General features: G+C 62.1%; 18 protein-coding genes. 4 read left to right on the top strand and 14 right to left on the bottom strand.

Annotated elements, in window-relative coordinates; all coding sequences use genetic code 11:
* Nucleotides 1-25 precede the first annotated feature (25 nt).
* From ABH922_RS04630 to ABH922_RS04620, 3 genes are read right to left on the bottom strand one after another with little or no spacing between them, the layout of a single operon-like run.
* Entirely contained in the window at nt 26-502 is a 477-nt protein-coding gene (locus tag ABH922_RS04630) for an SRPBCC family protein (protein WP_424805812.1), read from the bottom strand.
* 14 nt (nt 503-516) lie between these two features.
* Nucleotides 517-882: a VOC family protein gene (locus ABH922_RS04625; protein WP_424805811.1), complete on the bottom strand. Its 366-nt coding sequence runs from the start codon at nt 880-882 to the stop codon at nt 517-519.
* 2 nt (nt 883-884) lie between these two features.
* A complete protein-coding gene (locus ABH922_RS04620; RefSeq protein ID WP_424805810.1) occupies nt 885-1,271 on the bottom strand; it encodes a hypothetical protein in 387 nt (128 codons plus the stop codon).
* 127 nt (nt 1,272-1,398) lie between these two features.
* Here ABH922_RS04620 and ABH922_RS04615 point away from each other — a divergent pair, with 127 nt between their 5' ends.
* Nucleotides 1,399-2,256, top strand: coding sequence for a PE-PPE domain-containing protein (locus ABH922_RS04615; RefSeq protein ID WP_424805809.1), 858 nt, complete (start codon nt 1,399-1,401; stop codon nt 2,254-2,256).
* Here ABH922_RS04615 and ABH922_RS04610 read toward each other — a convergent pair.
* Nucleotides 2,228-2,755, bottom strand: a complete 528-nt coding sequence (locus ABH922_RS04610) for a MarR family winged helix-turn-helix transcriptional regulator (protein ID WP_424805808.1) — start codon at nt 2,753-2,755, stop codon at nt 2,228-2,230. The genes ABH922_RS04615 and ABH922_RS04610 overlap by 29 nt on opposite strands.
* Before the next feature lie 142 nt (nt 2,756-2,897).
* Here ABH922_RS04610 and ABH922_RS04605 point away from each other — a divergent pair, with 142 nt between their 5' ends.
* Together ABH922_RS04605 and ABH922_RS04600 are read left to right on the top strand one after the other, a co-directional pair.
* On the top strand, nt 2,898-3,941 hold the full coding sequence (locus ABH922_RS04605) for an LLM class flavin-dependent oxidoreductase (protein ID WP_424805807.1): 1,044 nt from the start codon (nt 2,898-2,900) through the stop codon (nt 3,939-3,941).
* Complete coding sequence (locus tag ABH922_RS04600) at nt 3,938-4,807, top strand: oxidoreductase (protein WP_424805806.1); 870 nt, start codon at nt 3,938-3,940, stop codon at nt 4,805-4,807. The genes ABH922_RS04605 and ABH922_RS04600 overlap by 4 nt, the downstream gene beginning before the upstream one ends.
* 3 nt (nt 4,808-4,810) lie before the next feature.
* Here ABH922_RS04600 and ABH922_RS04595 read toward each other — a convergent pair whose 3' ends face one another.
* The 4 genes from ABH922_RS04595 to ABH922_RS04580 all read right to left on the bottom strand — a co-directional run bounded on the left by ABH922_RS04595 (nt 4,811) and on the right by ABH922_RS04580 (nt 8,361).
* Nucleotides 4,811-5,812, bottom strand: coding sequence for an LppP/LprE family lipoprotein (locus ABH922_RS04595; RefSeq protein ID WP_424805805.1), 1,002 nt, complete (start codon nt 5,810-5,812; stop codon nt 4,811-4,813).
* 75 nt (nt 5,813-5,887) lie between these two features.
* Nucleotides 5,888-6,517, bottom strand: coding sequence for a pentapeptide repeat-containing protein (locus ABH922_RS04590; protein ID WP_424805804.1), 630 nt, complete (start codon nt 6,515-6,517; stop codon nt 5,888-5,890).
* Between the two features lie 116 nt (nt 6,518-6,633).
* On the bottom strand, nt 6,634-7,278 hold the full coding sequence (locus ABH922_RS04585) for a dihydrofolate reductase family protein (protein ID WP_424805803.1): 645 nt from the start codon (nt 7,276-7,278) through the stop codon (nt 6,634-6,636).
* 549 nt (nt 7,279-7,827) lie between these two features.
* Nucleotides 7,828-8,361: a hypothetical protein gene (locus tag ABH922_RS04580; protein ID WP_424805802.1), complete on the bottom strand. Its 534-nt coding sequence runs from the start codon at nt 8,359-8,361 to the stop codon at nt 7,828-7,830.
* Between the two features lie 141 nt (nt 8,362-8,502).
* On the opposite strand from ABH922_RS04580, the gene ABH922_RS04575 reads away from it, so the two are divergent.
* Nucleotides 8,503-8,844 carry a hypothetical protein gene (locus ABH922_RS04575; protein ID WP_424805801.1) on the top strand — a complete coding sequence of 114 codons (342 nt, stop codon included), beginning with the start codon at nt 8,503-8,505 and terminating at the stop codon, nt 8,842-8,844.
* A 118-nt stretch (nt 8,845-8,962) separates the two neighbouring features.
* Here ABH922_RS04575 and ABH922_RS04570 read toward each other — a convergent pair whose 3' ends face one another.
* The 6 genes from ABH922_RS04570 to ABH922_RS04545 form a co-directional block, all read right to left on the bottom strand.
* Nucleotides 8,963-9,835 (bottom strand): phage major capsid protein, encoded by an 873-nt coding sequence (locus ABH922_RS04570; RefSeq protein ID WP_424805800.1) that lies wholly within the window; start codon nt 9,833-9,835, stop codon nt 8,963-8,965.
* A gap of 145 nt (nt 9,836-9,980) precedes the next feature.
* The gene (locus ABH922_RS04565; protein ID WP_424805799.1) at nt 9,981-10,469 is read right to left on the bottom strand and encodes a hypothetical protein; all 489 of its coding nucleotides are present in this window, start codon (nt 10,467-10,469) and stop codon (nt 9,981-9,983) included.
* The gene (locus tag ABH922_RS04560) at nt 10,466-10,780 is read right to left on the bottom strand and encodes a hypothetical protein (protein WP_424805798.1); all 315 of its coding nucleotides are present in this window, start codon (nt 10,778-10,780) and stop codon (nt 10,466-10,468) included. The genes ABH922_RS04565 and ABH922_RS04560 overlap by 4 nt, the downstream gene beginning before the upstream one ends.
* A gap of 225 nt (nt 10,781-11,005) precedes the next feature.
* A complete protein-coding gene (locus ABH922_RS04555; RefSeq protein ID WP_424805797.1) occupies nt 11,006-11,293 on the bottom strand; it encodes a WhiB family transcriptional regulator in 288 nt (95 codons plus the stop codon).
* Nucleotides 11,293-13,092 carry a hypothetical protein gene (locus ABH922_RS04550; RefSeq protein ID WP_424805796.1) on the bottom strand — a complete coding sequence of 600 codons (1,800 nt, stop codon included), beginning with the start codon at nt 13,090-13,092 and terminating at the stop codon, nt 11,293-11,295. Before ABH922_RS04550 ends, ABH922_RS04555 begins: the two co-directional genes overlap by 1 nt.
* On the bottom strand, nt 13,089-13,829 hold the full coding sequence (locus tag ABH922_RS04545) for a bifunctional DNA primase/polymerase (protein WP_424805795.1): 741 nt from the start codon (nt 13,827-13,829) through the stop codon (nt 13,089-13,091). The genes ABH922_RS04550 and ABH922_RS04545 overlap by 4 nt, the downstream gene beginning before the upstream one ends.
* Between the last annotated feature and the right edge of the window lie 80 nt (nt 13,830-13,909).

Here is a 13,909-nt window from a genome sequence, read left to right as displayed (position 1 = left end):
ACCGGGAGACGGTACCATCGGCAACTCAGGACTTTTCGGCTGTGGCTTTCAGCTGAGCCAGACCTGAGTCGAAATCCTTACCGATCAGCTTGTCCATGCTGAAAGCGAACCCGAAGATCCGGAAGAACAGGTTTTTCGGACCGGTCATCTGCCAGGTCACTTGCAGTCCGTCCTCTCGAGGAGTGAGAAGGAACGTCGTGACGTTGCGAGATTTGAACGGTTTGACAAATTCGAGATCGAGAACCACACGTTCGTTCGGGATCGATTCCGTGATCGTCATCGAACCGGAACCGGCCTTCTTGTTCCCGGACCACGCGTACGACGCTCCCACTCCCGAATCGGCGCCGGAATACGTGCGCTGCATGCCCGGGTCGAGTCCTTCCCACGGCGACCATCGAATCCAGTGCCGAAAATCGTCGATCAGCGTGAAAACGGAAGCCGGTTCGGCTGTCACGGAGACTGCTCGTTCGACGAGAAATCGTGCCGGGCCTTCGGAAGACATGGTCGTTGCTCCGTTCAGGTTTGCCGGCACAGGCAGAAGTAGTGGCCGACGGGGTCACGGTACACCCGAAAATCGGGGTGTTCGGCAATTCCCGTGATCCGCTCCGCTCCCAGATTGATCGCCCATTCCTCACCGAGATCAAGGGACTCGACTGTCAGGTCGAGGTGCACCCCGACTCCGACGGCCGGCCAGTCGATCGGACGGAAGTCGGGGGCGAGTTGAAATGCGAGTCGCTGCCCGCCGACACCGGCGATCACATGCCAGTCGGCCTCGGCACGAATCGTCCTCCAGCCGAGGAGTTGCTCGTAAAACCCTGCCAGCGCAGCCGGCTCCGGGCAATCCAGAACGGGATAGTCCATACCGATGTCGGGGCGCTCCATGGCTACTCTTTTCGCTCGGCTACCTTTTTTCTGATGAAGAGAATCGGCAGCAGCACAGTAGCGAGCGCCGTCACCAACCACACCAACACCGTCGACAGAATCCAGGTCGAGGCACCGCGTATCTCGAGGCCGCCGAAGATCGAGGCGATCAGCAGAGCCACGAACGTCGAGAGTAAGCCTATCCCGCCGAGGAACGCCGGTGCGTAACGCTTGGTCATCGTGGCGACAAACGGCGCGAGGACGGTTTGCGCTATCGAGAAGATCACCACTGCGGTGACGAAACCAGCTGCGGGCGCCGAAAAATTGCCGGGAAACACCAAGGTAGCGGCGAGAATGCCGATGGCCGACGAGCCCAGGAATATCGCAGCGCGAATCAGGATAGTGATCATGGCGGTATCTTAACTTTCCCATTTGTCCGTTATCGGCACCTATTTGACAATCCCGACTCCCCGTCGCACAGCATTCATTCAGGGTCAACCACCGAGATTTCTCAGGTTCGCCGTGGATCATGACGTCATGACGGCGGTAACGGTTCTGGCAGTAGGCGGTACCGGTGAATCCCATGTCGGAGATTCCCGTACCGACATAGTCGGGTTGCTCGGCTTCGTCACGCGCGAGCTCGACGCACGCTTCGATTCACGATGGATCGGGTATCCGGCGTCGTACGGCCCTGTTGCCGACGGCGGACTCAGTTTCCGGATGAGCACGAGCCTCGGCGCCGACGCCCTCACCGGCGCGATGTCACAAACGCGCCGGCCGGTGATCCTGATCGGCTACTCGCAGGGATGCACCGTCATTCGCGAGGTTCTCGGCCGGATCGCACTCGGCGGACTTCCCGCAGTCGACGTCGTCGCGGTGGGATTGATCTCCGATCCGCAGCAGCCGGTCGGCGTACTCGACACCTGCACGGGCCGAGGCGTTGCCGGTGACGGACCGGATATTCCGTCGTGGATCCCGGTGCGATGGATCGGGCACCCGGACGACATGATCTGCAATGCGAGCGACGACAGCTTTGTCCGCGACATCGCGGACCTCACTCGCTGGATGTCATTCGTTCAAACCCGGACCTGGCTCTCTGAAATTTGGGAACTGCTCCGCGACAACAGATTCCAGAATGCCGCGAAAACCGGATTCGGTCCGCGGCAGTGGCGTACCGATCTGCGTCGGATCAGAACCTCGATCCACGAAGTGTTGGGATACCTGCCGGCCACACTGACCTGGCACAACTTTCGAGTCCACAATCCCAGGGGTGGTCGACACGTCGCTTACGCCACCGAGCCGATGAACGAGGATGGTTCCACCGGGTGCCAGATACTGGCAGCGTGGATTCGTGAACAGACACCGATCACCACGTCAGCGGTGCACGCGGCATGAGAGTGCTCCGAGTACCGGAGTTGCCGTCCACGTGCGCGAGGGGAGCCGGATTGCTCGCGCGTGCGGCGACTGCTTCGAGAACAGAGCCCATGTGATCGATCTCGGACTCGTCGAGGTGCTCCAAGAACAGCGCTCGGGCCCGTGCCACCTGTACCGGATACCCGAGGGCAGCCAACTCACGGCCCGCTTCGGTGATCACGGCGACCATGCCGCGCCCGTCCTCGGTGGATGTCACTTTCTCGACCAGACCGGATCGCTGCAATTCGGCGATCACCCGAGTAATTCGGGAGGGCGACAGAGTGGCGGCACTCGCCAACTCGCTCATCCGCATGCGTCCGCCCTCCGCCTCCGACAGATGCAGTAACGCCGCGAACTGAGACAACGAGATCCGGAACGCACGCTGCAGATCACCTTCGAGCACCGATGGCAAGAGCGCGTTGACATGCATGAGCGCACGCCACAGACGGTCTTCGGGTGCGGTGAAGGCGGAGTCGGACATCCCTGGACGGTATCAGCTACTTGCGCACGCAAACTGTGACGCACAACTAATTGAGAGTTCAATCAAATGGATGGCATACTTGCTCGTGCAAGCAAAAAGTATGACGGCGCACCTACCACTCGACACTTCGAGGAGAAATATCATGCAGCTCGGAATCCTCAGCTTCGGCGATCTTCGCCTCGACCCGGTGACGGGAGCTCGCCAGCCTGTCGCGCAGCAACTGAGCGAGACGCTCGAGCGCATCCGGCTCGCCGACCAGGTAGGCCTCGGGTTCTACGGCCTCGGCGAGCACCACCTCGATCAGTTCGCCATCTCCAATCCGGCGACGGTGTTGGCAGCCGCTGCCGCCATCACCTCGCGCATCACCCTCTCGAGCGCCGTGACCGTGCTCAGCACTGACGATCCGGTGCGGGTCTATCAACAATTCGCCACTCTCGACCAACTCAGCGGTGGTCGCGCCGAAATCATCGCAGGCCGCGGATCCTTCACCGAATCGTTCCCTCTCTTCGGTGCCAGCTTGGACGACTACGACGAACTGTATGCCGAAAAGCTCGACCTCCTCCTGCAGATCGACCGCGGCGGCGTGCCTTTGAACTGGAGCGGCAAGTTCCGCCCACCACTGCACGACGCCGAGATCTACCCACGCGCCTTCGGCGACCATCTCCGAATCAGTCTCGGCACCGGCGGTAACCCCGGTTCGAGCGTTCGCGCCGGCGAACTGGGTCTGCCCATCGTGTACGCGATCATCGGCGGCGAGCCCGAACGCTTCGCTCCTCTCGTCGACCTCTATCGTCGTACCGCCCGAGAACACGATTCCACCCCCGACGTCACGATGTCCGGGATAGGGCTGATCGCCGACAAGTCGCAGGATGCCAAGGACAAGTACTACCCCTACTGGCTGCAGACCATGAAATACGGCGCGAAGGCTCGAGGATGGAGTGTGCCCGGGCGGGCCGAGTACGACCACTACACCAACGGTGCCCGCAGCATCCTCACCGGCAGCCCCGACGAAATCGTGGACCGACTGGCACCGGTCGTCGAACTGACGCAGCCGGATCGCTATGCCTTCCAATTCGACTGGTCCGGAGTTCCGCACAGCGACGTGATGCACTCGATCGAGCTCCTCGGAACAAAGGTCCGTCCGCAGTTGGAATCGGCGGGCACCACGGCCGGAGCCCGATCATGAGCCCGCGTCGTTTCCGCCTCGGCTCCCGCGAAGTATCGCGTACAGGTTACGGCGCCATGCAGCTGACCGGGCCCGGAATATTCGGTCCCCCATCCGATCACGACGAGGCCGTCCGGGTGCTCCGCAGCGCCGTCGAGCACGGTATCGACCACATCGACACCGCGCAGTACTACGGCCCCGACGTGGTCAACGACCTCATTCGTCAAGCGCTGCACCCGTACTCCGGCGATCTCGCGATCGTCAGCAAGGTCGGCGCCAAGCGCGGACCACGCGGCGAAATCTTCCTCTACAACCAACCCGACGAACTGCGGATCGGGATCGAAGACAACGTGCGCTCATTGGGCGTGGACCGACTTGCCGCTGTCAATCTGCGGATGCCCGACAGCACCGCATCACCCGACGCCTTGTTCGACGATCAGTTGGCGTCGCTGATCCAGGCGCGCGCAGACGGCCTCATCGAAGGAATCGGGCTGAGTAACATCAGTCTGGCCCACTTCGAGCGTGCTACCGCCGGCACCGACATAGTGTGCGTGCAGAACTCTCTCAATCTCCTCGAACGCGGTTCGATCGACATCCTCGACGCCACTGCGGCGAAGGGCGTTGCGTTTGTCCCGTTCTGCCCCTTGGGTTTCCCTCGGACACAACGCGAGCAGATACTCACCGATCCGACTGTTCTCTCGGTGGCGGAAGGCATCGGAGCCACCCCGGTCCAGATCGCACTGGCCTGGCTACTGCACTTGTCCCCCAACGTGCTCCTGATTCCGGGAACCTCGTCGGTCGGTCACCTCGTCGAAAATCTCGCGGCCGCCGACGTCGTCCTCGACGCCCAATCGCGTTCCCGCCTGGACGCCGTCGGCAAGCCTTGACTCTCAGTTGCAGCCGTTGATCTCGAGCAGTTGTGCGGGCAGATCGTTCTGCATCACCACGCGGTCGCCGTTCCACCCGAAGGTCGCTGTGGCTCGGCCGGAAGCTTCCGCGTTCGATTCGGTGCCGCGAGGCCACCTGTACTGCACAGTCACGCTGTCATCGCTCGAGCCGACGACGCTGGTGAACCCGAACGCACATCGAGTAGCCGTTCCGAGGTAGACGCCGCGATGGAAGAACATCACCTGTTGCGGCGAACTACCCGTTCCTCGAGCGGTTTCGGCGACCGCATAACTCAGGTCGGCGCACGGATCGAAATTGGTTTCACCTGCGAATATCCACTCGGCACCCCCGGCGCCGCCGGCAGTGTTGGGCGGCAACCGGTTGACGGCGTTGGCGATCGCCGTATTCGCAGATGCCGTGCCGCACGGGTCAACTGCCGGTTCCGGAATCGAAGCCTGCGGTCCCCGCACCGTCAATTCACCGTCGACGAACCGAAATCCGGCAGGCCCGTTGTCGCAGTCCATCCCGCCGGGTAACGCGGTGCACTGCGCATCACCAACTCCGAGGCGAGTGTTCTCCGGGAGTGGTCGAGCTCCGGGTGGGCCGCCTTCGCTGATGGTGACAACGTAGCCGTCAGGGCGCAGCACAATCATGTTCGGTTCACCCGAGAACGGCGTATTGGTCACCGCCGGCGTATCTGGGGGGAAAGCCACGAAGCAGGACACGTCGTGTCCACCGAGATCCGGGTTGGGCCCGATGACACATTCGTATCCGGGCGACCCGGCCGGCTCGAATCGAACGCTGTCAGCACCGAAACTGAAATCGGACGGATTCACATCGACTACATCTGCCGCAGGCATCTGTGCCGGCGAGCTCGACCCGGACGCAGTTACCTCCGACGTCGATTCCACAACCGGGTCCCCCGCCGTGCTGCCACAACCAGCTGCAAGCAGGAGCACCCCGATCCCGGCGATCATCCGACACGTCACGGTAGTTGCGGTCATCACCCAATCAAAGCATTGTCTCGCGCGCCGACGGCCGGTTCGACACAACCGTGGCGTGTCCGTGCACCAGGTCGGTCACAGGTCGAGTGAAAGATCGCCGGCGCCCTCCACGGCCACCGTTGCAGCGTATCGCTCCGCAAGCGCGTCGACGGTTGCCTGTGCGTCCATCTCCCCGGTCCACCGATCAGGCAGTGGGTGACCATCGCTGGTGCAGCGGTTCACACGGGCACGGCCGAACTCGAGGTGCGTCGCCCTGAAAGTGCAACGAGTGAAACTCGTTGTCCCAGAAACAATGGCGCCGTCGAAAATGCAGCAGTCGAAGGTGGTGTCGGCGAATGTCGCCCAGGACAGATCGGTATCGGTGAAGTGGCATCGCTCGAACCGGGTGTTCGGCAGCGAGCGACACTTGCGGGCATCAGCGTCGGTGAAGTCGCAGTCGACAACGCGTCTACCGATCGAGAAGCCTCGTAAGGCGGCGGCACGAAAGCTGCATCTTTCGAAGCTCCGATCGAATCTGGCCTGGCTCGACAGTGTGGCGGTGTCGAATCGGCAGTCGGAGAGCTCGGACTCGAAGAAGGACAGCCGGCCTCGGGTGTGGCTGAAGTCGGTACGGGCGAGGGTGAGGTACCTGATCTGCAGGCCCTCCCGGCCAACCGCCAACCCTCGCAGATCCACCAATCCATCGCCGGAATCCGGCCATCCCATATGAATACGATGCGGACCCTGCACGATTCGAGACTGGCCTAGAAGTTGCCGCTGCAGACCTGCGAACTCCTCAGCGGACCAGCGCCGGCGAAGCTCCGAGATGCGAGTGCCCACTGTTATTGGCTGCGGTTCCTGTTCCACAGCTGGTGCGTCAGACCGCTGGACGTGCTGATGGACTCGACACTGAAGCGCTCTTCGAGTCCGGCGAGGTGGTCCCAGATCCGAACGCCGGCACCGAGCACGATCGGAACGATCGACAGGTGCAGAAAATCGATGAGGTCGGCCTGCAGGAACTGACTCACGGTGGACGGGCCACCGCCGATCCGGACATCCAACCCGCCTGCGGCCTCACGCGCCAAGTCAAGCGCGTCCTGCGGCGAGGCGTCCACAAAGTGGAAACTGGTGCCGTTGTCGAACTCGAGGGTGTCATGCGGGTGATGCGTCAGAACGAAGACCGGAGTGTAGAACGGGGGCGCGTCTCCCCACCAGCCCGCCCAACCGTCATCTGGCCATTCACCGGTCTGCGGGCCGAACTTGCGACGACCCATGATCTCCGCACCGATGCCCTGACCCCACATACTGAACAGGGCGCGGTCCACGGTCACGGGTTCGTCGATTCCGTCAACGCCGTGGATGACGCGACCGTCGAACTTGCCGAAGAGCGCCCGCGCTCCGCCGATCGGCGCGTCGAACGTCACGTGATCACCGGCGGCGTACCCATCGGAGGATACAAAGAGATTGTGGACTCGTGTACGGGACATAACGGCTCCGATGCAGGCGGTTGCGAAATGAATCCATCCGGACGCCAGCCTATTGAACTCCAGGGCGCGCAAGCAATGCCGCGGCCGAAATTCTGGGCGACGGCTGGACCCTCGTGATCACTGCGCGAGATCACGCCGACGATCGCCGGCATCTCCGAGAGTCCTGAAAACGCAGCCGCGAGGGATCACTGCGTAAGTGATGCCCTGAGGTCCAGCCGAACCTCGACTACACGTTGAAGCGGAATCCGTTCCTGGTCGTTTACAGAAACCGGCATGAGCCGAGAACATGCCCTGACCAGCGAATGAGTTGGTTTCCAGCGTTGGCGTGATTCAGGCTCTTTCAGACCTACTGCGTACTTTCTGCGTATCGAACTGGCGTGCCAGTGGGGCGCGCGAAGATCACGAGTACCTACGAAGACGCGAAGAGTGCCTGTGGCCGCAGCAACTGTGCAGCCCCGTTTCGAACTTCGCACCGCCGGGATATGGAGAGCCGATAGGGTACGTCACTTCAAGCTAACCGTAGTTGAAATATGGTCCGGTTTCTGTCAATCACTGAAGTACAGAGCCGACGACTTGGAACACGATTCCCAAACCGACGAAGACCACGCCCCACCACGCCAATGTCGCGTCTTTCTCAGCCTGTTCGCGCCGGTCGATCTGCAGTTGGGACAAACAATCATCGAGTTCCCCCCTTGTTCGGATGCCGAGGTCAACGATTCGAGCATCCATATCAGAGATCCTGCTTTCGAGACCTTCGACGACTCGGTTCAGCCGGTCAACTTCGGTTTCTCCCGCGACGATGACTTTCGCATCGGCCGTGCCGTGTCCATTCCACCGTGCTACCGCACCATGCACCTCCGCGGACCGCACGCCACGGATGCGTTGATATCCGTCGACGACTGTTTGGATCAAGGTGCGGCGGATGCCTATTACGCCCATGATCTGGGACAGGGTGAAGGCCAGCGCAAAAAATTGGAGACCCGAGCCGATGATTACAAGAGTCAATCCCATTGGCAATTCATACCAGTCGTACAAGTCTGCGTAGTTCTGCGTACCTGATCGGTGAGGAATACCGGTCAGCATTCGCCGGATAGATGGTCCGGTCTGCGAGGGTGCAGCAAATCTGCTGTCGATGGTGTGGATATCGGACCTGTTCGGTGTTCAAACCCGGTCAGATCGGGCGGCAACAAAAAATCCCCAGACCCGTAGGCACAGGGAGCGCGTATGCCAACCGCAGGCCCGTGGGGCAGCGGGAGGAGCATCCCCCCTGGGGTGGCGGCGGCGTCAGTGGTGGGGCTGAGTCGGCCGCTGTGGGGTGGTTCGTCCGGGTTGGTGCCGGGGCGTGGGTTCGTCGTGGGTGGGGCACACGACGCGTACAGCGTCCAGGTTGTCGTGTCCGTGGCTGGTGGTGTGGGTGCGGGTCACTCGGGTTCCTGGTGCGCCGCATTCGCTGCAGCGGTTGCCGTCTCGGTTCCTCACCCGTCGGGCAAGTGGCAGGGGTACGTCGTCGTAGCCGTGTGGTGTCCTCACCCAGGGCATTGGCTCTCTCCTATCGGGTATGGGTGAGGCCACCCCAGTCGCACGCCCGAGGTGGCCTCACCGGGGTCACACGGGCCATATCCGTGGTTCCCCATCTCCAACGCGTGACCGCACGTTCATCGCGTTGGACGTTCTGGTGTTGTCGTCAGTTCTTCTTGAAGATCTTCACAATCGCTTCCTCGTGAGGAAACACGAAGCCAGCGCGAAGGATCGCGCGAACAGCGATTCGATCTGACGTGAAGTAAGCGGACTCGTCCACTGCCAGCTCGGCGCTCTCGCGCACTGCGGTGTGAATGTGATCCTTCGGCACACCCCAAATCGTTCCCAGTCGAACAGCGGCGCTGGGCAGAATCGGCACACCGAGAACCACCCGCTTGGACGGGGAGGTGGCGTCGGTACCGAGCAGCGGCTCGTTCGATCCGGTGGCTTTCTTCACCTTCGCGAGTGCGAGCAGGTCGGCGGGGTTGGCTACGAAGTGGTTGATGGTTGCGCCGACTCCTTCGGCTTTGCTGATGGCTTCGGCGAACACGTCGGTGTTCGGGATGGTGCCGCCGGTGTCCACCTCCGATACCCCCGCCACGTCTTCCAGTCCGAGGGGGCGGTTCTGGTTACGGACCACCGGGGGTCCTACTGTGGTGATGTTGGTACCGAAGAACGCGGCGTCGAGCTTACGGGCGAGGTCGCGGGCAAGACCCTTACCGACCAGATCGGTGGCTTCGGGGCTCGAGTCGCGGGCCATCTCGCGGCTGATGATGGTCAGGCCGGCAAGCTTGCGAGGGATCACCGAGGTTTCGTCGAGGTCGGGATCGGACACCGAGATCTCAGCGCCTTCAGCGGTCCACTCGGCGGTGGGGTCCGCAGCCACGATCGGTACGCGGTATTCGTGGACGCGGTCACCGAGCGAGACGACGGTGGTGATCTGCAAACTCAGGGCTTCGCGTTCAACGGGACGGGTGACCAGTTCGGCGATCTCCGCGGGGAGGAACGTGCGGGGCTTGCCGGGTGTGTAGAGAGACATGGATTCTGCGCCTTTGCGTCAGGAGGGAAAGTTGTGGGCACGCTTGCGGCACTGCCGGACTGCGGTTGCCCTCCTGGGGCTGCGGTGCGCAGTTTCAACCCACGGGGTCGAATGTCTGCGCACCGCAATCATATCAGGGGATCGACTATCCGTTCAGTGCGTCGGACCAGCTCAATCCACCACCGGTATAGGATCCTCCGCCCTGTTGCGGATTCGGCTGCGGTACACGGGGTCTCACTTCCAACCCGAGTGTGCTCACGGCCATCTCGATCGCGGCGGATATCTTGTCCGGGTCGATGCCTCCGTCTTCGTCGAGCAGGTCTTTTATCTCCACGCCCGATGCCCAGAATCCGGCAGCCTTGAAACCAGCGGCATCACATACCGACTCGATCACTTGCCGTTGCAGCACATCCAGCCGGGTGGCGTAGGTGTCGCGTTCGGTCTCTGCTTCCCGAAGGCGACGACGGTACTTCGCTGCTTCATTATCGGGCTTGGCGTCGACCTCAGGCGTGGCGTCCGCTTCGGGGGTGGTGTCGGTAGTGCCGACACCCTTGCCTGCTTCGGGTGTCGGGTTCTCTGCGGTGACCGGGGCCTGTTCGGTTTCGGCGGTGGTGGGGTCGATGGGTGCAGTCATTGTGGGGCTCCTTGGTTTTCGGGTGTCGGTGTCTTCTTGGGTTCGAGTACCGGCCATGTCCTTCGCCGGACGGTCGCGGTCAGGTACTCCACGATCGTGTCGAGCTTCTCGGGTGGTTCGTGCCCGAGGTGGGTCAGTAACACTCGCTCGGTGAGTGTCGCGGGCCGTTTCCGTGGCCCCCGGACCCGCATCGAGGCTTCGTAGTCCGCGTACTGTGTCGAGTCCTCGGCGTCGGCGAGATCTCGGGGTAGGTGCTCGAATATCAGCCAGCCACGCGGATCTGGCTGTGGGAGCTGACTTCCGATGGTCATCCTTGCACTCCTTCCAGTGCGTCAATGATGTTGTCTGCGAGGGCGATTGCCTCCGCGTGAGAGAGGGAAAGGTTGCCGATGCTGACGTAGTGTTCACTGGCAGCCACGGGCCACTCGGGGCGGTGTTCGCCACAGAGCGCGACAACTGATCGCGTTTTTCGGGAACAGGTCGGTTCTCGGCAGGTTCGTTGCCGCTGTCGTTTGCGGCTCACCCCAGGGTCTCGTTCATGCGGATTTCCTTCGTGTAGTGACGGGAGTGTGCAGGCGCCCGGCCCAGATACCGGCCGAGTCGTGTTCGCCTGCGGCGGTATCGCACGCCGCCCGGACGGGGCAGCGGCGGCAGATGGTGCGGGCGTGGTGATGGCGGGCTTCGCGTTCCTCCGGCGGTTCGTTGCCCTCGTCGAGGAAATTGTCGAACAACGGCGCCCTCGAGACACACGCCGCACCTTCCAGTCGAGGATCGACCAGAGCGCTCAGGAGTTCCGGGACACTGGGCAGATTGCGCGGTGTCATCACGCACCCCGCTCGACGGCAGTGGGAGCGACGGACCATTCAGTCGAGACGGATTGCCCCCGCTTGTTGACCGCAGCACGGACACTGGCCGACTTGACGGTATCTCGCCCATACCCGACTGCGAGGCCTGCGGTGTAAACGTCAGCTGCCTTCACCCACCCGCCGGTCGATCGCAGCCACCCGGTCAGCCACTCCTCGGCCGAGACGATGGTGCTCTCACCGCCGACACCGAGATTCCATACAGTGACCGATCCCTTGCGGGCAGCGACCGAGATCAGATTGGAACTCTTGGCGGCCTGCCGAAGATTGTCGATCTTGTATCCGGCCGCCTTTCCCGCTTCGTAAACCTCCGCCGATTCGACGGTATCCACGCCGCTATCGAGGACCGTCGAGACGTACACGTCCATCCACTGACGCGCTGTCATCGTCGGCGGAGCAGGGTTAGCAACGACATGCAGCGGTGCGCTGGAGGTCGCGCTGTCGGCAGCTTCATCGGTATGAATCGGGTCATCGGATGCTTGCATTTGGTCACGGTGACCAAATTGGTCACCGTCGTTGACCTGCGAAAACGGGGGGTGACCGGGTTGGTCACGGTGACCAACAATCCGGAACCTGATACCGCGGTCTTTTCCGGGAACACGCTCGACCATTCCTTCGTGTTCCAGCTCGGCGACGGCCTGATCGAAGAGGTCACGCTTGTCTCGCTTCCCAAGCCTACGACGCAGCTCGCTACTCGACTGTTCCCCATCTCTCTCGAGCATTTTGGTGACGCTGTTCCTGACACGATCGAGCAGTCGTTGGTCGTAGACTTCATCCCCCGCAGCGCGCACAAGAGCGCGGTCCCGGACCTTCTGGCGGGCGACCTTCTTCGACTCCGCTACCACCCAGTCACGGGTGCGGTTCGACACCTCCATGACGACACCCGAGAGTTGCCAATCGAGTTCGGAGACGACGATCCTGTGATGCAGAATCGCGAGAGATGCCGCAACCTTCAACCGGGTGAGCATGGCGTGCCCGTCGAGGGCGTCTTCCTGGCCTCGCTGGCGTGCAATGTGCGCCCCAATGATCATCTCGGTGATCTCCGGTGGGCCGTAGACGATCTCAATGACACCATCTGCGTCGGGTTGCCAGAACGGCAGGCGTGCGTTCAGTGGCTCGGGATCCGGGGTGACATCGGCGGGCATGTCCGGGTCGGTGGTAGGGAACCACAGGAACCGCTGCGGTGTTCCACCTGTCGTATCGTCAAACAGCACCCCAGTGTGGGCAGGCTGCGCGCCGACGCTCATGCACAGCCTGTAGCTGTGCGGAGGCACGATACGGGTCGTTGCCTCGCTGGAGTTCGCCTGCCCGAGTTGTTCACCCATTGCCGCCGACTTCAATTGAGCCAACAAGATCGAGCCCTGCCGTGACGCGATACCGGCGAGAGTGTCGATCTCCGGCACATTGATGATCGCCTTGGTGATCGGTTCTACTCCCTCCTTCTTCGGCGGCACGAACGTTGCAGCGATACCCTCACCCGACCCGATCGGCCGCTCGACAATGGGCGCCCGCCACGCGAGACGCGCCACCTTGTCCGAGATCCCCTTACCGCCACCGGAAGGAGCGACGAACGCGCACAGCAAGTTCAGCGATGCTCGCCCGCCGATGACACCCGGCAACTGGACTTCGGGTCCGGTGGTCGCGGCAACCCTGAGAAGGACACCACCGAACACCGCCCACACTGCGGCGTAGCGAGCCCGAGCCCACTGTCGGATAATCTGCAGTTCAGGTGTGGCGTCAAAGAACCCGTCAATGGTCATGCGGCCCTCCCTGTCGTTCTCTGAGCCGAGCGCAGGCATGTTTCGATCTCTCTCTCAGTCAAACCTGTGGACAGTGCGGCGTCGCGGATCTCAGGCACAAGACCACTGCTCCCCCGCTCGAGTGCTCGGCAGAATCCCCAGTACGTCACCGGATTACGTTCACCGCCGACAGCATTGGCCACCCTGCGGACCAGACCATCAGAACGACGCTCAGGATTCACGCTCACAGGTGACGGCTTGTAGACCGGTGGCGTCACAAACGGGAGCAGTTGTATCGGCAACGGTGCGATCGGAAGGTCACGTTCGATCCGATACAACTTCCCGGTCTCCGGGTGCACCGAGCCAGGGGCCACGGTGTAGCCGGTACGCCAGGATTTGAGGTCGATACCGTCGTGGCCGTCAACCTTGCCTCGAATCTTCCCAGCGTGCCGGAAAGCCATATGCCTACCCCCTGACCCTGTCCTGATAGTGAGCGTGTCCGGAAGTTGTTGCATACCAATCGATGTGAAGAGATTTTCGAGGTTGCCGCCATTACGCGGGTCCTCGTCAAGCCAGATGACGCCCTCGATGATCAGCCCCCAGTTGCATCCTGGAAACCTTCGGGCGAGTCTGTTGAGCGCGTCCCGGTCTCGGCTGGCGTTGTGGAATCCGCCCGGAAGAAATGCCTTCTTGCCTTCGATCGGAAACAGCGCGGCCATGAACTCGACCAGCATCCTGATCGTCTCCGGATGCACCATGAGGTGACCTCGATTCTTTGAAATGAAGTGCGCCGAGCAGAACGATCACCATGTTCTCGGCGATGAGCAGGAACGTCAGC

The organism is Rhodococcus sp. 27YEA15, from assembly GCF_049739425.1.
In the GTDB taxonomy this organism is placed as follows: domain Bacteria; phylum Actinomycetota; class Actinomycetes; order Mycobacteriales; family Mycobacteriaceae; genus Rhodococcus_F.
Note: the sequence above shows the minus strand (reverse complement) of the source record. Positions and strands in the feature narration are given on the sequence as shown.

Bases quoted from the DNA above. Each gene is read 5' to 3' on its own strand.
- ABH922_RS04630 (WP_424805812.1), bottom strand. From the start codon at position 502: ATGTCTTCCGAAGGCCCGGCACGATTTCTCGTCGAACGAGCAGTCTCC.
- ABH922_RS04625 (WP_424805811.1), bottom strand. From the start codon at position 882: ATGGAGCGCCCCGACATCGGTATGGACTATCCCGTTCTGGATTGCCCG.
- ABH922_RS04620 (WP_424805810.1), bottom strand. From the start codon at position 1,271: ATGATCACTATCCTGATTCGCGCTGCGATATTCCTGGGCTCGTCGGCC.
- ABH922_RS04615 (WP_424805809.1), top strand. From the start codon at position 1,399: ATGACGGCGGTAACGGTTCTGGCAGTAGGCGGTACCGGTGAATCCCAT.
- ABH922_RS04610 (WP_424805808.1), bottom strand. From the start codon at position 2,755: ATGTCCGACTCCGCCTTCACCGCACCCGAAGACCGTCTGTGGCGTGCG.
- ABH922_RS04605 (WP_424805807.1), top strand. From the start codon at position 2,898: ATGCAGCTCGGAATCCTCAGCTTCGGCGATCTTCGCCTCGACCCGGTG.
- ABH922_RS04600 (WP_424805806.1), top strand. From the start codon at position 3,938: ATGAGCCCGCGTCGTTTCCGCCTCGGCTCCCGCGAAGTATCGCGTACA.
- ABH922_RS04595 (WP_424805805.1), bottom strand. From the start codon at position 5,812: ATGACCGCAACTACCGTGACGTGTCGGATGATCGCCGGGATCGGGGTG.
- ABH922_RS04590 (WP_424805804.1), bottom strand. From the start codon at position 6,517: ATGGGATGGCCGGATTCCGGCGATGGATTGGTGGATCTGCGAGGGTTG.
- ABH922_RS04585 (WP_424805803.1), bottom strand. From the start codon at position 7,278: ATGTCCCGTACACGAGTCCACAATCTCTTTGTATCCTCCGATGGGTAC.
- ABH922_RS04580 (WP_424805802.1), bottom strand. From the start codon at position 8,361: ATGCTGACCGGTATTCCTCACCGATCAGGTACGCAGAACTACGCAGAC.
- ABH922_RS04575 (WP_424805801.1), top strand. From the start codon at position 8,503: ATGCCAACCGCAGGCCCGTGGGGCAGCGGGAGGAGCATCCCCCCTGGG.
- ABH922_RS04570 (WP_424805800.1), bottom strand. From the start codon at position 9,835: ATGTCTCTCTACACACCCGGCAAGCCCCGCACGTTCCTCCCCGCGGAG.
- ABH922_RS04565 (WP_424805799.1), bottom strand. From the start codon at position 10,469: ATGACTGCACCCATCGACCCCACCACCGCCGAAACCGAACAGGCCCCG.
- ABH922_RS04560 (WP_424805798.1), bottom strand. From the start codon at position 10,780: ATGACCATCGGAAGTCAGCTCCCACAGCCAGATCCGCGTGGCTGGCTG.
- ABH922_RS04555 (WP_424805797.1), bottom strand. From the start codon at position 11,293: ATGACACCGCGCAATCTGCCCAGTGTCCCGGAACTCCTGAGCGCTCTG.
- ABH922_RS04550 (WP_424805796.1), bottom strand. From the start codon at position 13,092: ATGACCATTGACGGGTTCTTTGACGCCACACCTGAACTGCAGATTATC.
- ABH922_RS04545 (WP_424805795.1), bottom strand. From the start codon at position 13,829: ATGGTGCATCCGGAGACGATCAGGATGCTGGTCGAGTTCATGGCCGCG.